The organism is Psychrobacter sp. TB20-MNA-CIBAN-0197, from assembly GCF_040309765.1.
In the GTDB taxonomy this organism is placed as follows: domain Bacteria; phylum Pseudomonadota; class Gammaproteobacteria; order Pseudomonadales; family Moraxellaceae; genus Psychrobacter; species Psychrobacter submarinus.
The window spans coordinates 15,933-33,622 of the sequence record NZ_JBEOPC010000023.1; the positions used below are offsets into that span (position 1 = coordinate 15,933).

Here is a 17,690-nt window from a genome sequence, read left to right on the forward strand (position 1 = left end):
ACATGGAAAGTCGTTCATTTTTTATAAGTAGTAATTCAGATTTTAGTTTACTTGAAGGGGATTGCTTGACCGTTATTCCTCAGATAGAAAATGATGTAGATATGGTTTTCGCTGATCCGCCTTATTTTTTATCCAATGGTGGGCAAACCGTAAAGAACGGCAAAATTCAATCGGTCAATAAAGGCGATTGGGACAAGCTTATTAGTGATAATGACGCCTATGTTTTTACCTATGAATGGCTATCTGCTGTTCGAGGTAAAATGGCAGATAACGCTACGATTTGGGTCAGTGGTACGCATCATAATATATTTACTTTAGGACGTATCTTGCCGCAGCTAGGTTTTAAGATACTGAACGTTATTACATGGGAAAAGACCAATCCGCCGCCCAATTTTTCTTGTCGGTTTTTCACTCATTCAACCGAATTTATCATTTGGGCACGTAAATATCCAAAGGTACCGCATTATTTCGATTATGACTTAATGAAACGCTTAAATAATGACAAGCAAATGAAAGATGTATGGCGCTTACCTGCCATAGCTAAGTGGGAGAAATCATGTGGCAAACATCCTACACAAAAACCGCTTGCATTACTGGCACAGATTATCTTGGCATCTACTAAAAAAGATGCGCTAATACTTGATCCATTCGCAGGCTCTTCAACGACAGGTATTGCTGGTCACGTTTTGGAGAGACGTTTTATTGGTATTGAGCAGGAGTTCGACTATCTAAAACTGAGTCAGGCGCGGTATGAGGATTTACAAGAGGATGGTAGAAAAGAGTTTTTCAAAAAGCATTTTTATAGATTGTTGAATAAAACTGACATCTGAAGAGAGTTTAACCAAACTCAACCACCTGCCCCGATAGCAAAGTAAGCTTCGATACAGGCATGACACCGCGCACCGCATTACAAAAGAACATTTGGCTAATTTGTAGCAAGTCATTATCACCAACTGACCTCATAATCACCGGGTTTTGAGTCTCAGCTAAACTATCAATAAGCACTTGGCGCATGACCCCAGCCACGCCCGATCGCGTCATCGGCGGCGTGTACCATTGGCCATCAGTGAGATAGTTTCTATCCTTGTTAACATCCTCTTGCTGACCACTGCTCGTAGTATGAGAGCCAGATAACTGATAGAAGACATTGCTCATTACACCCTCGACCCACTGCCCGCTCATATCACGTAACAAGCCCTCACCTATTTCGGCATTAGGGCTTCTCGCCTTAATCTGCTCAAGCTCGCCACTGGCCAGCACATTATCGAGACGATTTAACGATTTTAGTCCTGCCAAAGTAGGCGGCAGTACAGCGATTTGTGAAGTCAGACAAACGGCGCGGCGCGGCGCTTGCTGAATAACAGGAGCACCATTTGGCAGCAGTAAGGTATCTAAGGTATCGTGAGAGCCAGCTGTTTTATGAGTGGCGCTTTGATCAGTCGCACTTTGCCCCTCGCTAGGCATAAGCTTGAGCCAAATCTCGCAAGCATTGCCCGCTGCATCCGCAGCAAAGCTATAACCACGTAGCGATTGGGTCGCGCGAGTGACGATGACTTTCATCACCCCTTGCTGTAGCTGCTGCGCGTAAGCTTTTAGGCTAGAGACTAAGTGTGGCGTCGCAATATCAAGCTGCAGGGCTACGGCATGACTCGCTAGCCGCTGCCAATGATAGTCCGCCCACAGCACCTGACCATCGCGCACCGCCATAGTAGTAAAAAAACCATCGCCATAAGCCAAACCGCGATTGTCTAAAGACATAGTCACTGGTTTCGGATCTACTGAGGCTATCGCCGCCTTATTTGCTGGCGGATAAAGCGCGTACCAGCCCTCTACTAGCCTATCAGCACTTTTTAGACTGTCAGTACTGTCGATACTGCTCACCGCTTAGCCTGCACTCGCTTGCGCTTTTGATTTATTAAAGATAATCATACAGCTATAAAACTCACATTTGGCAAGCTCAATGGTTTGGCCGCCTGCGGTTTTATTTTTGACGATTTGACCGTTGAGCATATCAGCGAGCACGCGGCCACCCTCATCACCCATCAGCTGACGGACTAGTGTGTAGGCCTTTTGGGCGTGCGCCTGACTGAGCTCTTTTTCTTTATCTGTATCGGTAGGATTGGCATAGTACCAGCCCAGCTCTAGATACTTCTGCGAGTCGATAATATCTAGATACGGCTCATCAGCTTGCATAAAGCGGTACTTAGTCGCCGGGTTACTGGCATAATCGAGGCTGTTTTTGTCGGTGGTGACCACTGAGCCAAAAGTTGACTGGATATTATCTAGCTCGTCAATCGTTACTGGTTCGACCGCGGTACTGCCCCAACTGGACATATCATAGCTGATAGGGTTTCCTTGACTGGCGACCGCGCCATCGAGATCGGCGGCGTCTGTTGAATCGGTAGGCGCTTCGGTCGCGACCTCCTCGGTGGTTGACGACACCGAAGCTTCGCTTTCTGCGCTTGGGTTTGAGTCATTACAAGCGCTCAAAGAGACACCCGCTATCATTAGCATACTGACCATCAAAGGTTGAAGGCTGTTTTTCTGCATGGGCAATTTACTCATCTTATCTAGAATATTGAATGTCGAGTCCTCGACCGGCTTGATTTAAATAGGGTTTTACCAAAAACTCAATGCTGCTAGTTTACCCAACTGCTGCAGCCTTGACTAGCCTTTAGGTTACCGATAACACTACGAGCGAGTACAGTTTTGTTAACGGTATTGTTGATTTATCACCGCTGACAACTGACCGCTGGTAATGCCCGTTTGTCAAAGAATGACCTATCGCTTATGATAACTGAGCGCTACTGCATCCCTAAACGCTTCTTTAGCCCAAAAGTAGCCATGCAAAAGTAGACATATAAGTAGATATATAAGTAACAACAAAACTAGGAATAAAACCAGTACCGCTTTCAAACTCGCTTAACAGGATTTTCGCAATGACTCAGCACTTTGTCGTTATCGGCAACCCCATTAACCACAGCAAATCCCCTGAAATTCATCAGACTTTTGCCGTCCAAACCGATATCGATATTCGCTATCAGCGCCAGTATTGTCCAGATAATGAAGCCAGCTTTGTCGCCGTAGTAGAGGCTTTTTTTTATGGCGGCGGCGTGGGCGCTAACGTCACTGTACCGTTTAAACAAATCGCCTTTAGTCACTGTCAGACGCAAGGAGGGCTATCTGAACATGCCCGCGTGGCAGGCGCAGTCAATACGTTACTAATAAAAGACGGCGCAGTTTATGGTGACAACACCGATGGTCAAGGCTTGGTCAATCACATCATAAGCTTAGGCTGGCCGCTTGATGGCGCGCGTGTGGCGATTATTGGCGCAGGCGGCGCGGCGCGCGGCGTGGTGCTGCCGCTTATCGAAGCAGGTATTGCCTCCTTAACGATTGCCAATCGCACTTTGAGTAAAGCGCAGACACTAGTCACTGAGCTTAGCGCCGCGAGCCAAACGATTGAGAGGCAGGCGATTGCGACTTGTACGACGGCGGAGCTGACTGGCGAGTTCGACTTGATTATCAATGCTACCTCCATCGGTCTGACAGGGGACACTTTGCCGATAGCGGATAGTCTGAACACTCACTATGCTTACGATATGATGTACGGGCGCGCCCTGCCGTTCTTGCAGCACTTTGCGCGGCGCGGCGCGCAAGTGTCGGATGGTTACGGTATGCTTATCAATCAAGCAGCGCTAAGCTTTGAGCGCTGGACCGGACGAGCGGTAGAGGTTGCGGCAGCGACAATAGACTTGCAACCACCATCGGCGTAAAGCGTTTTAGAGTACTTAGCACTTAGCACTTAGCACTTTAAACATTCTAAACCCCAAAACGCGCTAACAGCCAGCGCTCTAAGCGGTGTAGCGGGGCCCGCAGCTTTGCAGATTGCATCGCCATACCGCCTATCAGGCCAATGATACAGCCGAGCGCAGTATCTAGCATTCGTGCTTGGATGACCTCTTGATAGAGCTGCTGCGAGGGCGGTAGACCACTGCCATATTCAGCGATAAACACGGTCAATGGCGTGATAAATACCACTGCAAGACCATAATGGCGATCGACTAACGACTCAATACATAGCATCAGCACCAAGATAGCGGCAGCGACTTGCCACAATGTCAGCTGCCAAGACAGCATCCATGCCGCCACTCCCATGCCTATCAGCGTGCCGAGCAGACGATGAAACTGCTTAATCCACATGGTACGTAGATGAATACCTTGAATAATAATAAAGCAGCTCACCGCCGCCCAATACGGATAAGGCATCGCGAGCACTAAAGCGATGGACAAAGCTAGACTGACAAAACCGGCCACCATGATACTTTCACTGATTGTCTCCGGCTGATAGCTTTGAGCTGGTAGATTAGTGCGCTTGCGTGTCGCTAATAAAAACAGCGAGTACAGCAGCGCCATGATAAGAGCAAAACCGCTACCGAGCATCACAAGGCCAGTCGCTGCGACAATGTGCGTCAAAGGTACAGGGATAAATAAGGCGATAGCGGTAGACATCATCACAAACAGTCCGGCCGGCGGCGGCTGGTTGTAGTAGCGCCCAAAGATCACAATAGCAAAAGCCACTAACGCAAATACCGGAATCTTAATAAAAGCCAGCTGCTGGGCGATAAGCCCCAACGCGAAGCATAACGCCATCGCAAAACCCCAAGCCATCACCGTCACCATACGCTGCGGCAAGCTTCCTCCAAAGGGCAAGTTTAGAATAATCATTGCCCCAAGCGAAGCTTTAATCCCGGCAGATAGCGCCTCAAAATACGCTCCCACAAATACCGGAAAGCTAATCGCGATAGCAGCGATAAGGGGCATATGCCAAGGCCGACGGCTTTGATTGACAGCCATCAAATGCTCAACTTCACCGCTAATCAAACGCTTGATAGTCACCCATAGCCGCTGCAACAAGCGGTAGTAGACATGGCGACTGTACTTAACTGACATATATGAAACCCTAAATTACCCTCTACCTTTGAGTTATCCCATGACTCTGATGCGACAAGAACTATGTTATATTTGACTGAACTGCAGCTGTCATTTTCTGTGTCCCATTCACCTTTTATCATAACCAATAGTAATATCATAATTTATTAGTTATGAATATTATTTATAAATGGTATATTTGTGGCGACAGACTCTTTATACTGGGTCTATCATAATTGTCATAGCAGCGCCCCTTTATAGTCAAGATAACTCACCCTTATCTTATTCCTATATTAGCCTTACCATAATTTCTATAGTCAGCTCGCCGATGAAGATCTAATCACCTATCATCGGTTGTTGTCTCAACTTGTCAAAGAGAGTCCCTATGTTAACTTACAAAGCCCCTTTACGTGATATTAAGTTTTTGATAAATGATGTCTTTGATTATCAGTCACACTATAAAACCTTGGACAATGGCGAAAACGCGGACCCTGAAACGGTCGACATGATCTTGCAAGGAATGGCTGATTTTGCCGAAAACATTCTATCTCCTATCTATCAGCCTGCTGATGAAGAAGGCTGTCATTTTGAAGATGGCGTCGTCACTACGCCTAAAGGCTTCAAAGAAGCTTACAACCAGTTTGTAGAAGGCGGCTGGCAAGGTATCTCATACCCTGAAGAGTACGGCGGTATGAACTTGCCGATGTCGATAAACCTAATCAAAGCTGAGATCATCGGTACGGCTAACTGGCCATGGTCTATGTACCCAGGCCTATCGACTGGCTGTATCAACACTATCATGCAGTACGGTACCGATGAGCAAAAAGAAACTTACTTGCATAAGCTGGTCGAAGGTACTTGGTCAGGTACTATGTGCCTAACTGAGCCGCAGTGTGGTACTGACTTGGGCCAAGTTAAGTCAAAAGCGATTCCGCAAGAGGACGGTACCTATAAAATTAGCGGTACTAAGATTTTCATCTCAAGCGGTGAGCATGACTTGACGGACAACATCGTCCATATCGTTCTTGCTCGCCTGCCGGATGCACCTGAAGGTACACGCGGTATCTCACTATTTATCGTACCAAAATTCTTGCCAAACGCAGAAGGCGAAGCTGGCGAGCGTAACGGCGTCACTTGTGGCTCTATCGAGCACAAAATGGGTATCAGCTCATCAGCGACTTGTGTCCTAAACTTTGACGCCGCGACAGGTTACCTCATCGGTGAGCCGAACAAAGGCCTAAAAGCTATGTTCACCTTTATGAACACGGCGCGTATCGGTACAGGTATCGAAGGCCTAGCACATACTGAATTGTCTTTCCAAAACGCGCTACCGTATGCCAAAGAGCGCCGCTCTATGCGTACCTTATCAGGCACAAAAGATCCTGAAAAAGTAGCAGATGCGATTATCCATCACGCTGACGTGCGCCGTATGCTATTGACGCAAAAAGCCTTTGCAGAAGGCGGCCGCTCGATGATTTATCACTCAGCTCGCTATGCGGATAAGATGTCGCAAGGTGTGGCTAATGGTGATGATGCCGAGTTTGAAAAATGGGATGATAAATTAGGCTTTTATACACCTATTCTTAAAGGCTTCTTGACTGAGCTGGGTATTGAAGCGGCTAAGCACGGCCAGCAGGTCTACGGTGGCCACGGTTATATCAAAGAGTGGGGCATGGAGCTGATCGCTCGTGATGCACGTATCGCTACTATGTACGAAGGTACTACCGGCGTTCAAGCCCTAGACTTACTGGGCCGTAAAGTTATCTTGCAGTCAAAAGGTAAGATCATCCGCGACTACACCTCAAGCATTATGAAGTGGTGTAGTGAGCACGCTCTTGATAAAGACATGCGTAAATTCGTATGGGCTTTGACTAAGCTATGTGCTGAGTGGAACACCTTAACGGTACGCTTGATGCTGATGGCGCGTAAAGATCGTGAAATCATCTCAGCGGCTTCAGAAGACTACTTAATGTACTCAGGCTATGTGATGATGGGTTATCACTGGGCACGTATGGCGGCTGTCGCTTATGACAAGCTAGAAAACGGCGGCGTAGAGGCACCAGAATTCTATCAAGCGAAGATTCAAACCGCTGAGTTCTATTTTGATAAGCTGCTACCTCGCACCTCAGGCCACGCTGAAGGTATGGTTGCACCAAGTGAGAGCATGACTTCAATGGACATCGAAAACTTTGCATTTTTAGACTAATACTAAGCCTGTTGCCGTCTAAAAACAGCTACTCATACAAAAGTAAAAAAGCGTCTATTGATTAGGCGCTTTTTTTTATGGTCGATAATAAGCGTATAAAACCTGCGACTCGATTGCTTATTATTCAAGCATTTGTTTATGATACACTGCGCTAATCTCTTCTACTTCAACGCATATCTGCAGCGCCGCGCGGCCTGACTGATCGCTTGCCAGCTCACTATTTATAGCAATCACCAATATCTCAGCGAGCTGATTACGCGCTATGATATCACGCCCACTCATCAGTTTAAGATGCGCATAAATAAAGCCATACTCTTGCTCGTCATCTTCGACCCCAACTAAAAAACGATCGATAGGTAGCATACGCGCCTTAATATCGGTAGGCTTGCCGAAATGTCCGCTACTCCACAGTGCTTGGTTCAGTGTTTTTAAGAGTGTCTCAGGGCGCTCGATAGTGACATTAGGTGTGGCTTGAATAGTAAGATGCGGCATAGAATTTTCCTTATTAAAGTATTACATTTATAAAAAAGGGCTAGGCATAAATAAGGCTAGGTATAAAAAAGTTAGCAGTCGTTATCGATAATATCAGCAAACTGCGCCTTTAGGGTTGCCGCCAGCTCACTAGCCGGCAGCTCAATCTCTAGCCCGCGACGTCCAGCGCTCACATAGATGGTTGGGTGTTGCTGCGCACTACTATCAATCACTGTTGCTAGGCGCTTTTTTTGTCCTAAAGGACTGACCCCGCCAAGCACATAGCCACTGCTACGCTGCACCTCTTGCGGCTCGGCCATTTGCACTTTTTTGCAAGATACAGTGTTATGCAAACATAACGCTTTAGCCATTTTTTTGAAATTTAACGTGTTGTTTACTGGCAGCACTGCTACCGCCAATTGGCCATTGTCCGTCTTTACAACTAAGGTTTTAAAGACGCGTTCGGCGGCAACGCCTAGCTTTTCGGCGGCTTCTAGCCCGTAGGAGCTTGCGCTGGTTTCATGCGTATATTCATGTATGGTATACGTGAGCTTGAGTGTTTTGGCTAGATTAATAGCGGGAGTCATAAGCGGCTACCCCAAAGAATGAGTAAAAATGAAGCGTTTGAATGCCATTTATCTTAACCACTTTTTGTATCGATTAACATAGCTTGGCATAAGCATTTCGATGACTAATAGACTAATACTATTAGCTATAGATACTGATATTGATGAAGGCCATATATCGCTTTTTGTACTTTTGTGGCATCATAAGCGTATTACATTTTGCAGATATGATTTTAATTATGATACCCCGTTTCCTAAAAAAACGCTTTTTAAAAGCGTCGAGCGCTACCCCTACTGATAGCTCAGTGGCTACTAAAGCGACTACTCATCATGCTAAAGACGCGGACCAAGCCGTCGATATCTACGCTGATGACGATAAGCTGGCGAGCACCTCTTACAGTAAAGCGCCTATTAGCCAGATCTACCGCAAACTATCCGGAAAAGCACTTGGCGTCACGGTCAAACCTAAGCTATTAGGCGAGCTGCCTAAGCTTGCTAATGATGAGCAGACTCTGACTTTTTATGTACTGCAAGACTACTCACGCTCCAACAGTATCCTTATTGATTTGCAGACTAGTGAGTATCAGCTGCCGCCAGCTCTCGTTGGGGTAAAAGACTTAGCTCATGACATCGATGAAAACGCAGCTATTATCTTTTTGAACCATCCAAAAGCCACAGACGATCAGCTCTCACCGCGCCTAGCGCGTTTGGTTGCTGCCACGTTGCAGCATCCTGATCTCAATATCAGACTAGTGCCGGTATCGATTCTGTGGGGACGCGCGCCTGAAAAAGAAGACTCCTTATTTAAGCTACTCATGACAGACAACTGGGAAGACCCTAGTATCACTAAGCAGCTGTTCAATATCGGCGTCATGGGCCGCGACACTTTTGTACAGTTTCATGCGCCGCAGGACTTACGTACTATCGTGTATAACCAGTTAAATGATGATTCAGAGGAAGCGGACAACCCTAAGACTAACAAACCCCAGCAGGCAGCTAGTACTAACACGGCTTTGGTTGCGACCTTTGATGCCAATCGAGAACTACTGCGTAACCTACAATATCAGCTCGATCTGTATTTAGATAAGCAGCGCGCGAGTATGCTAGGGCCTGATTTGTCCGATAGACGTAACTTGGTCGACAAGCTGATTTATTCGCCCGCTATCAAACATGCTATCGAAAAAGAAGCCAGTGACACCGGCGTCTCTGAACATGAAGCGCGTGATGTCGCTCGCGGCTACGCCAATGAGATGGTCAATAACTACTCTTACTCGATTATCAGAGTCTTTGAGCGCTTTCTGACTTGGCTGTGGACACAGCTCTATGATGGCGTGGAAGTGCATCATTTTGAGCGGGTACGAGAGCTTGCCACCGATCACGAGATTATCTATGTGCCTTGTCATCGTAGTCATGTGGATTATTTATTATTGTCTTATGTGATCTATAAGCGCGGCTTGAGCATTCCTTATGTAGCAGCCGGTGATAACTTAGATGTGCCAGTATTAGGGCCGTTATTACGCGGCGCGGTCGCTTTTTATATTCGTCGTAGCTTTCGCGGTAACGCCTTGTATACAGCGGTGCTGCGCGAGTATATGCACACCTTAATCAGTCGTAGCACCCCTATTGAGTACTTCATTGAAGGCGGGCGTTCGCGCTCAGGTCGTCTGCTGCCGCCGAAGATGGGGATGCTAGCGATGACGGTACACAGTCAACTGCGCAAAACCAATAAGCCAGTTGTGTTTATTCCGACTTATATCGGTTACGAACGCATTATGGAGGGCGGCACTTATATCGGTGAGCTCAAAGGCAAGCCAAAAGAGTCAGAGTCGGTGGTTGGCTTATTAAAAGCCACCAAAAAGATCGAGCGTATCTTTGGTAATGTGCATCTAAGCTTCGGTACGCCGCTGCACTTGAGCGACTTTTTGCAAAAGTTCGAGGTAGAAGCAGACAGTCTACCTGCTGATCGTACAGATACGCCGCTCGATAACAAGGCTAGTGCGATGGTCGATAACATCGGCGTCAAAATTATGCAGCATATCAATAAGGCGGCAGTCGTCAATCCCGTTTCCTTATTGTCATTAGTGCTCTTATCAGCGCCAAAAGCGGCGCTCGATGAAGATATATGCCGCGAACAAATCGCTCTGTATCAAGGCATTGCCCGCTCCTTGCCTTATGCCGATGATACGGTTGTGACTGATATGAGTCCCCAAGACATCATCGATTATGGTATCAAGCTCAAGCTCATCGAGCGCATACCGCATATCTTAGGAGATATCATTCAAGTCGCAGGCAAGCAAGCAGCGCTGCTCAGTTACTTCCGTAACAACATTTTGCATGTCTTTATCCTACTCTCTTTCTTAGCTGCGCTCGTCGCTCGTAATGGCCGTATTGAGCGTAGCCGCTTAGATAATATCGTCTCGCAGCTGTATCCGTTTTTGCAAGGTGAGCTGTTTTTATATTATTCAGCGCAGAGCCTGCAAGCGGTCCTCAATCAAAAGATAGATAACTTGATTGACCATGGGCTAATTGTTGAATTAGAAGATGGCGTCCTCAGCGCCCCTGAAACGAACAGTAGCCGCTATCAGCAGCTACAAGTACTCGCGACGCCTATCGAGCAAAGCCTTGAACGTTACTTTATGACGCTAGCGCTGCTTGCACAGCAAGGCTCAGGCAATCTAACTGAAAGCGAAGTGGTCGATCTGTGCCATCTATTGGGTCAACGTCTATCTGTGCTCTATGCCGATGATATTCCTGACTTCTTTGATCGCTCACTATTTACGAGCTTCGTCAATGCCCTTATTCGTCTCAACTATGTACAAAAAGATGCAGAGACTGGCGTACTAAGCTTCGATCAGCGTATCAATAATATCGCTCATCATGCCAAGTACATTTTGACCCCTGATATGATGCAAATCTTGCAACAAGTGGCTAGTCTCGATGACACAGAGATTACCCACGCTATTACTGAGATTAGTAATAAAAAACAGCGTAAGTTTGGCCGTAAACGCTGATTACCTTACTATCTATCTATCACGCTTCACTATCTATAACGCTTCAAAAAAAAAGACCGCTAGTTGATAGCGGTCTTTTTGTGTACTAACATAAAGCGACTTTTTCGCTTAATTAGTGATTTTCTTATACTTCATGCGCTTAGGGCCAGCTTCATCGCCCATAGTCTTTTTGCGGTACGCTTCAAACTCGGTGTAGTTACCGTCAAACCAAATCGGACCTTCTTCTTCAAAGGCTAAGATATGAGTGGCGATACGGTCCAAGAACCAGCGGTCATGCGAGACCACCATGACTGTACCTGGGAACACTTGAATAGCGTCTTCTAGCGCACGCAAGGTCTCGATATCCAAATCGTTAGAGGGCTCATCGAGTAATAGGACGTTCGCGCCTTGCTTTAAGGTCTTCGCCAGCTGCAAGCGGTTACGCTCACCACCTGAGAGCTGACCTACGTGCTTTTGTTGGTCTGAACCTTTAAAGTTAAAACGGCCAATATAAGCACGACTTGGCGTGGTGTAGTCGCCAACGGTGATAATATCTAAACCATCAGAGATCTCTTCCCAGACGGTTTTTTTGTCATCGAGGTTATCACGTACCTGGCCGACATAAGCGACCTTAACGCTTTCGCCTAGATCGACAGAGCCGGTATCAGGAGTATCACGCTCAGTAATCATGTTAAACAGCGTGGTTTTACCCGCACCATTCGGACCGATAATACCGACGATAGCGCCCGCTGGTACATTGAAGCTAAGGTCTTTATACAGCAGACGATCGCCAAAAGATTTGGAGATGTTATTGACCTCGATAACTTTATTACCTAGACGCGGACCGGGCGGAATATAAATCTCTGAGGTCTCATTTCGCTGCTGGAATTCTTTTGAGTTCAGCTCTTCAAAACGCTGTACACGCGACTTAGACTTGGCTTGCTGACCCTTTTGATTTTTACGAATCCACTCAAGCTCTTTTTTCAGCGCTTTGGCAAACGACTCTTCTTGCTTCTGTTGTTCCTCTAAGCGCTTGTTTTTTTGCTCTAACCACTCAGTATAGTTACCTTCATACGGGTAGCCATAGCCTCGGTCAAGCTCCAAAATCCACTGCGCCACATTATCCAAGAAATAACGATCATGGGTAATGGCAACGATAGTGCCGCTATAGTTTTGCAAGAATTGCTCAAGCCAAGCGACTGATTCGGCGTCCAGATGGTTAGTAGGCTCATCGAGTAGCAGCATATCGGGACGAGACAATAGTAGACGGCATAATGCCACACGGCGTTTTTCACCACCTGATAGCTTACTGACATCAGCATCCCAAGGCGGTAGACGTAGCGCGTCAGCGGCTTTTTGCAGCTGCGGCTCTAGGTTATGCGCATCCCAAGTTTGGATGATATCTTCCATCTTGCCCTGCTCTTCTGCGAGCTTATCAAAATCGGCATCCGGTTCAGCATACTCAGCATAGATTTGGTCTAAGCGCGCTAACGCATCTAACGCCTCACGCATACCGTCCTCGACATTGCCGCGCACATCTTTGCTGTCATCGAGTTGTGGCTCCTGCGGCAAATAACCAATCTTTGTGCCTGTCTGCGCGCGTGCTTCACCGCTGAACTCAGTATCCACGCCCGCCATAATACGTAGCAAGGTCGACTTACCTGCCCCATTGATACCTAAGACACCAATTTTGGCACCCGGGAAAAAGGAGAGATTGATATTTTTTAGAATTTCGCGCTTAGGCGGAACAAGTTTTGACACGTTGTTCATCGTGTAAATATATTGAGCCATTAACACTCCGATAAACTGCATAGAAGAGAACAGCAAATGCCACTCAGCGATGCTGCCAAGCGTGCCGTACCTCAAAATCAGGGTTACAAATTATAGGTCATTATCGCATTGTGACGCATACCCTGCAAGCTAACAGGTTGTTTTACCCCTTGTTTTGCAGCTTTTGTCATAGAGTATCGCTGTTTCTGGATAAAAGCGGGTAAAAATATTTTTCTGAGGTTACGAGCTTAACATTCTGACTTAATGCTGTTTGATAAAAACCACAAAAAATAGCATCAAAACTTTCGCAAAGTTAATCAATAGCCGTTAACATATTAGAGTGGCTTAACAACGCAAAAAATAATGGTTTAGTATGCCATTAATGAAACTGGCTATAAGCTGAGTCATTATTTCTCATATATTTTTAATAATATTTATACAGGTACTGATGATATGGCCAACGGCTATCGCCCTGAAATAGTTCAACGTGCGTTTGTCGATTTTATCGGGTCGCGCTTACATCCGTTTTGGTCATTGACGACACCCAAGCTACGCCTTATTGCTCGATATGAGATGAGTGAGGATTTGATCGCACTACAATTTGAGACCAATCAAGCGTTTAGGCAGCAGATATCCAAAGGGACAGATGATTGGCAAGGCGGTCAGTATCTTGATTTACGTATTTTTATCGATGGGGTTTATCATCAGCGCAGCTATTCAATCGTAGGATTGGCGAATCAACCATTGTGGTGGCAAGATGATGCCGTCATTACTAAGTCAGCAAAAAGCCAACGTCATACGGTTACTATTGCTGTTAAACCGCAAGGGTTAGTATCTGACTATTTGACCAAGCAACTGTCGCTATCTAGCATCGTTGATACCAGTATGCCACTGGGTCATTTTACTTTGGCACAGGCAAAGACAAGTTTAGATAATAGAGAACAAAATAACCAAAAACTGCACCCTTTGTTATTTGTCGCTGGCGGTAGCGGTATCACGCCTATGCTAGGACTTATTACGCAAGCACTAGCAGACGGACATCAGGTGGCATTGCTACATTATAATCGAACAGAACTTCCTCATTTTCAGCATCAGTGGCAACAGCTGAGCGATATCTATCCAACCTTTAGCTATCATTTGATCCACACTTATAACCCTGCGACTTATTTGGCTGGCGAACGATACTTAAGTGCAGAGGGTCTGTTATCACTTAATCTACCATTGGTAGATACTCAGATATTTGCCTGCGGTTCACAAGCGTTATTAGCCGGCTTATATAAAGCAGTGTCAGAAATCATTTTACCGCAGGGCAATCAGCTACGTGACAATATTATTATAGAGAATTTCGGTAGCGCACTGCCTGATTTTGATAGCGGTGGTAATCAAGTACTAGATAATGCACTACAGACAGAGTCGCATACGGTGTATTTGCGATCACGGCAACGGCAGTTCGATAGCGACACCACATTATTGGTCGCTGCCGAAAATGCAGGTATACGCCTAGCGCATGGTTGTAGGCAAGGAATTTGCCAGTTGTGCCGCTGTAATAAAGTGAGCGGCGTGGTCAAAAACATCCAAACTGGCAAGATAAGTAGTGATGGCTACGAGTCTATCCAAACCTGCATCAATATCGCTATGACAGACGTGGTGTTAGACATCTAGCACTGCTGAAATAAAAAATACGACCACTAGCCCCTGACTATCGACCTATTAAAACTAAAAAATAGACTGATGTTAACTCATATTGTATGCTAAAACTCAGATAACTCATAAAATCGAATCCAGTGCTGTTTATTCGTGCCGTTTCGGTTAAGGATTTATATATGCGCTTATTACCACCTATTGATACAGCACATTCTGCCGTACCTATCTTGACGCCATTGTCCGATGCACCGTTGGCAAAAAATGATAGCGGGCAGCCAACTATATCAACACAGCAAATTCGCTATCCAACAGTGACCCATGCACCATTAACAAAAGCACAAAGTGATGCCTTGGCAGTAGAATTAAATGCGCTATATAAAGGTGTGATGGACTCATTAGGTAGCGATGACGCCAAATACATTCAGCGGATTTATGCGACTGTGGTTTATAGTGAGCTTGTCGCCCGTGGTTTACTGGCTGTCGCAGGACGCATGTCATCACGCCGCTCGCAGATAGGTACTTGGCTATTGGGTACGTCAATGCTTAGTTTTAGCAAGATACTCAACAATATGGAGCTTGGACATAATGTCATGCATGGTCAATACGACTGGATGCAGCACCCGCATCTGAACAGTCAAAAGTTTGACTGGGACATTGTTTGCCCTGCGCCATTGTGGCAACACTCGCATAACTACTTACATCATACGTTTACCAATATTGTTGGTCGAGATCATGACGTTGGCTATCATTTGATTCGGGTCACTGATGAGCAGCCTTGGACGCCAGAAGATCGCTACAATATGTTTAGTACAGCGGTGCTGGCGTTTGGCTTTGAATGGGCAGTTGCCTTTCATGATATTCAGATCAGTGTCGATGAATACGCCGACTCCCCTGACTTGCATAAAATCATGCAACAAAAATCTCGTGCACTATTTGCCAAAATTGGCCGACAAGTAGGCAAAGACTATATTGCCTTGCCAGCCATAGCCGCCTTGACCCTAGGTTGTCGTAGCGCTATGAGTACACTGAGTGGCAACATAGTAGCCAATACGGTTCGTAACCTGTGGACGTGGGCGGTGATTTTCTGTGGTCATTTCACTGAGCAAGCGCATATCTATACCCATCTCGATACTGATGAGAGCAAAGGCGACTGGTATGTGCGTCAGATTTTGGGTTCTAGCAATATCAAAGGGAATAAATGGTTTCACATTTTGACAGGCAATTTATCCCATCAGATTGAGCATCATATCTTCCCTGATATGCCCGCCAGCCACTATGCCAGTATTGCCCCGCAAGTAAAAGCCATCTGCCACAAATACAATCTGGCCTACAACACTGGACGTTTTAGTACACAGCTACGACAAGTATTGGGACGTATTCATCACTTTAGTAAGCCCAGCGAGCAAGAGTGGCAAGCCTACCAGTCGGTATCGGCTGCGGATACTACCACTCATTCACATAAGTCGACACCAGAGAGCGAGATAGCAAAGGGTCTTAGTCGATTCTTGCCACCTGTCATTCGTAAGGCGATAGCTTATGCATGGTGATATATTCACATTTTTAACGCAGATTAAAAGACTTTAATACTATTAACAATCGTCATATCGACTATTACGGTAAGCGACTAGATTGTTTGGTATCGATCCTACATACTCAACCCAGTACAAAGTATTTACTGACGACATAAGATTTCTTGCAAAAGTACCAGTTATTGACTTTCACTGACGGAGTTGCAAGGGCTAGCGATGACTTATGCAAGAAGTCTATAGTATTTAATAAATCTGCCTTTTTCGTTAATCCTTAGAAAATAGGGCCGTTATTAAAAATTTTATAATAATAAAAGGAGTTGTATGATGAATAACCAAACGACCAAACCAAACTTAGATATTGTTCATAACCTAGCAGCAAATCGTTTCGAGACCACTATTGACGGACAGACGGGTTATATCAGTTATCAAGATCAAGGCAATGCCTTAGTCTATGATCATACTATCGTACCGCAGGCTCTAGGCGGACGCGGCGTGGGCTCAGCATTAGTCAAACATGCCTTGAATTACGCTCGTGAGCATGATAAAAAAGTCGTTCCACAGTGCTCTTTTGTAGCGGCTTATATCAATAAGCACCCTGAGTATCAAGATTTAGTATAGTCAGTCTTGCATAGACCGTTTTGAAGAGTATTTGTTAGTGATTACTACAACCGCGGGCGCTATACTAGAGTGACCGCTATAATAATAAAGGATATTGCTATGAGTAGTTTATCTGAAAAACAAGTCGACCTGCAGCTGCAAGACTTACCAGGATGGCAGCGTGATGGAAACAGTATTGTAAAATCTTTCGAATTTAATGACTTTGTGGAAGCCATCAGCTTTATGACCCAAGCGGCTTTTTATGTTGAAGCATTAGAGCATTATCCTGAATGGCAGAATAATTATAATACTGTCAAAGTCCGGCTGACTACCGATGATACAGGCGGTATTAGTAGTTTGGATATTCGCTTGGCGAAGCGTATGCAGTATATTGTACAGCCCAAAATATTCTAGAAAAGGCTTATTTAACCTAGATAACCACCATAAAAAGATAACTAGCATAAAAAACGTCCTTTAGTAGGACGTTTTTCTTTTTAATAATGGCTTGTCTAATGCTTGTCTTACTGACTACATTTTGCGACCGACAAAAGCCACAATGAATAAAATGACGGCAACCACTAAGAAAATGTATGCCAAGTTCGATGATAATCCTGCAACACCACCAAAACCTAACAAGCTAGCGATAAGTGCGATAACAGCGAAAATAATAGCCCAGCGAAACATATTGCTTCTCCTCGAATTAACATTAAAACCTTAATACACTCAATTACTGCATTTACTGTAAGTCGCTTACGCGGTCAGTACCTAGTTTCTTTAGTACTTGCTTTTAATAGCGCTTAGAAAGCAGTACTAAAAGCCATGAGTGATTAAAGTGTTTAATTGATAAAGTATTTATTACATTATAAAAATTATTGTTAAAAGCCCAAAGCCTCGGTATGAGGTATGGCTTATGAGAATAGATTAGCAACTTTATATAGTTACTTTAAACCCAAGCTACGTTGATTTTAGTAAGCATCGGGCTATG

General features: G+C 45.4%; 15 protein-coding genes. 8 read left to right on the top strand and 7 right to left on the bottom strand.

The window, feature by feature from the left end:
* Positions 1 to 2 precede the first annotated feature (2 nt).
* Positions 3 to 830, top strand: a complete 828-nt coding sequence (locus tag AAEY83_RS08635) for a DNA-methyltransferase (RefSeq protein WP_025646698.1) — start codon at positions 3 to 5, stop codon at positions 828 to 830.
* A 7-nt stretch (positions 831 to 837) separates the two neighbouring features.
* Here AAEY83_RS08635 and AAEY83_RS08640 read toward each other — a convergent pair whose 3' ends face one another.
* Positions 838 to 1,881, bottom strand: coding sequence for an aminotransferase class IV (locus AAEY83_RS08640; protein WP_025646699.1), 1,044 nt, complete (start codon positions 1,879 to 1,881; stop codon positions 838 to 840).
* Between the two features lie 3 nt (positions 1,882 to 1,884).
* Positions 1,885 to 2,565, bottom strand: a complete 681-nt coding sequence (locus AAEY83_RS08645) for a hypothetical protein (protein WP_351058895.1) — start codon at positions 2,563 to 2,565, stop codon at positions 1,885 to 1,887.
* A gap of 374 nt (positions 2,566 to 2,939) precedes the next feature.
* Here AAEY83_RS08645 and aroE point away from each other — a divergent pair, with 374 nt between their 5' ends.
* Positions 2,940 to 3,776 (top strand): shikimate dehydrogenase, encoded by an 837-nt coding sequence (gene aroE / locus AAEY83_RS08650; RefSeq protein ID WP_025646701.1) that lies wholly within the window; start codon positions 2,940 to 2,942, stop codon positions 3,774 to 3,776.
* A 46-nt stretch (positions 3,777 to 3,822) separates the two neighbouring features.
* On the opposite strand, the gene AAEY83_RS08655 is transcribed toward aroE, so the two are convergent.
* The gene (locus AAEY83_RS08655; protein WP_025646702.1) at positions 3,823 to 4,953 is read right to left on the bottom strand and encodes an FUSC family protein; all 1,131 of its coding nucleotides are present in this window, start codon (positions 4,951 to 4,953) and stop codon (positions 3,823 to 3,825) included.
* Positions 4,954 to 5,317: 364 nt separating this feature from the next.
* Here AAEY83_RS08655 and AAEY83_RS08660 point away from each other — a divergent pair, with 364 nt between their 5' ends.
* Positions 5,318 to 7,138: an acyl-CoA dehydrogenase C-terminal domain-containing protein gene (locus AAEY83_RS08660; protein ID WP_025646703.1), complete on the top strand. Its 1,821-nt coding sequence runs from the start codon at positions 5,318 to 5,320 to the stop codon at positions 7,136 to 7,138.
* Between the two features lie 120 nt (positions 7,139 to 7,258).
* On the opposite strand, the gene AAEY83_RS08665 is transcribed toward AAEY83_RS08660, so the two are convergent.
* Positions 7,259 to 7,630, bottom strand: a complete 372-nt coding sequence (locus AAEY83_RS08665) for a 5-carboxymethyl-2-hydroxymuconate Delta-isomerase (protein ID WP_025646704.1) — start codon at positions 7,628 to 7,630, stop codon at positions 7,259 to 7,261.
* A 71-nt stretch (positions 7,631 to 7,701) separates the two neighbouring features.
* Positions 7,702 to 8,196 carry a Cys-tRNA(Pro) deacylase gene (ybaK, locus tag AAEY83_RS08670; protein ID WP_025646705.1) on the bottom strand — a complete coding sequence of 165 codons (495 nt, stop codon included), beginning with the start codon at positions 8,194 to 8,196 and terminating at the stop codon, positions 7,702 to 7,704.
* Positions 8,197 to 8,414: 218 nt separating this feature from the next.
* Here ybaK and plsB point away from each other — a divergent pair, with 218 nt between their 5' ends.
* Positions 8,415 to 11,186: a glycerol-3-phosphate 1-O-acyltransferase PlsB gene (gene plsB, locus AAEY83_RS08675; protein WP_025646706.1), complete on the top strand. Its 2,772-nt coding sequence runs from the start codon at positions 8,415 to 8,417 to the stop codon at positions 11,184 to 11,186.
* Positions 11,187 to 11,294: 108 nt separating this feature from the next.
* On the opposite strand, the gene ettA is transcribed toward plsB, so the two are convergent.
* Entirely contained in the window at positions 11,295 to 12,956 is a 1,662-nt protein-coding gene (gene ettA, locus AAEY83_RS08680; RefSeq protein WP_025646707.1) for an energy-dependent translational throttle protein EttA, read from the bottom strand.
* Between the two features lie 432 nt (positions 12,957 to 13,388).
* Between ettA and AAEY83_RS08685 the strand changes: the two genes are divergently transcribed.
* The 4 genes from AAEY83_RS08685 (at position 13,389) to AAEY83_RS08700 (ending at position 17,119) form a co-directional block, all read left to right on the top strand.
* Positions 13,389 to 14,597, top strand: a complete 1,209-nt coding sequence (locus AAEY83_RS08685) for a flavin reductase family protein (protein WP_025646708.1) — start codon at positions 13,389 to 13,391, stop codon at positions 14,595 to 14,597.
* Between the two features lie 161 nt (positions 14,598 to 14,758).
* Positions 14,759 to 16,126, top strand: coding sequence for a fatty acid desaturase family protein (locus tag AAEY83_RS08690; protein ID WP_025646709.1), 1,368 nt, complete (start codon positions 14,759 to 14,761; stop codon positions 16,124 to 16,126).
* Between the two features lie 306 nt (positions 16,127 to 16,432).
* On the top strand, positions 16,433 to 16,726 hold the full coding sequence (locus tag AAEY83_RS08695; RefSeq protein WP_025646710.1) for a GNAT family N-acetyltransferase: 294 nt from the start codon (positions 16,433 to 16,435) through the stop codon (positions 16,724 to 16,726).
* A 99-nt stretch (positions 16,727 to 16,825) separates the two neighbouring features.
* Positions 16,826 to 17,119, top strand: coding sequence for a 4a-hydroxytetrahydrobiopterin dehydratase (locus tag AAEY83_RS08700; protein WP_025646711.1), 294 nt, complete (start codon positions 16,826 to 16,828; stop codon positions 17,117 to 17,119).
* A 114-nt stretch (positions 17,120 to 17,233) separates the two neighbouring features.
* Here AAEY83_RS08700 and AAEY83_RS08705 read toward each other — a convergent pair whose 3' ends face one another.
* Positions 17,234 to 17,389: a DUF1328 domain-containing protein gene (locus AAEY83_RS08705; protein WP_025646712.1), complete on the bottom strand. Its 156-nt coding sequence runs from the start codon at positions 17,387 to 17,389 to the stop codon at positions 17,234 to 17,236.
* Positions 17,390 to 17,690 lie beyond the last annotated feature (301 nt).

Bases quoted from the DNA above. Each gene is read 5' to 3' on its own strand.
- AAEY83_RS08635 (WP_025646698.1), top strand. From the start codon at position 3: ATGGAAAGTCGTTCATTTTTTATAAGTAGTAATTCAGATTTTAGTTTA.
- AAEY83_RS08645 (WP_351058895.1), bottom strand. From the start codon at position 2,565: ATGAGTAAATTGCCCATGCAGAAAAACAGCCTTCAACCTTTGATGGTC.
- aroE (WP_025646701.1), top strand. From the start codon at position 2,940: ATGACTCAGCACTTTGTCGTTATCGGCAACCCCATTAACCACAGCAAA.
- AAEY83_RS08655 (WP_025646702.1), bottom strand. From the start codon at position 4,953: ATGTCAGTTAAGTACAGTCGCCATGTCTACTACCGCTTGTTGCAGCGG.
- AAEY83_RS08660 (WP_025646703.1), top strand. From the start codon at position 5,318: ATGTTAACTTACAAAGCCCCTTTACGTGATATTAAGTTTTTGATAAAT.
- AAEY83_RS08665 (WP_025646704.1), bottom strand. From the start codon at position 7,630: ATGCCGCATCTTACTATTCAAGCCACACCTAATGTCACTATCGAGCGC.
- ybaK (WP_025646705.1), bottom strand. From the start codon at position 8,196: ATGACTCCCGCTATTAATCTAGCCAAAACACTCAAGCTCACGTATACC.
- plsB (WP_025646706.1), top strand. From the start codon at position 8,415: ATGATACCCCGTTTCCTAAAAAAACGCTTTTTAAAAGCGTCGAGCGCT.
- ettA (WP_025646707.1), bottom strand. From the start codon at position 12,956: ATGGCTCAATATATTTACACGATGAACAACGTGTCAAAACTTGTTCCG.
- AAEY83_RS08685 (WP_025646708.1), top strand. From the start codon at position 13,389: ATGGCCAACGGCTATCGCCCTGAAATAGTTCAACGTGCGTTTGTCGAT.
- AAEY83_RS08690 (WP_025646709.1), top strand. From the start codon at position 14,759: ATGCGCTTATTACCACCTATTGATACAGCACATTCTGCCGTACCTATC.
- AAEY83_RS08695 (WP_025646710.1), top strand. From the start codon at position 16,433: ATGAATAACCAAACGACCAAACCAAACTTAGATATTGTTCATAACCTA.
- AAEY83_RS08700 (WP_025646711.1), top strand. From the start codon at position 16,826: ATGAGTAGTTTATCTGAAAAACAAGTCGACCTGCAGCTGCAAGACTTA.
- AAEY83_RS08705 (WP_025646712.1), bottom strand. From the start codon at position 17,389: ATGTTTCGCTGGGCTATTATTTTCGCTGTTATCGCACTTATCGCTAGC.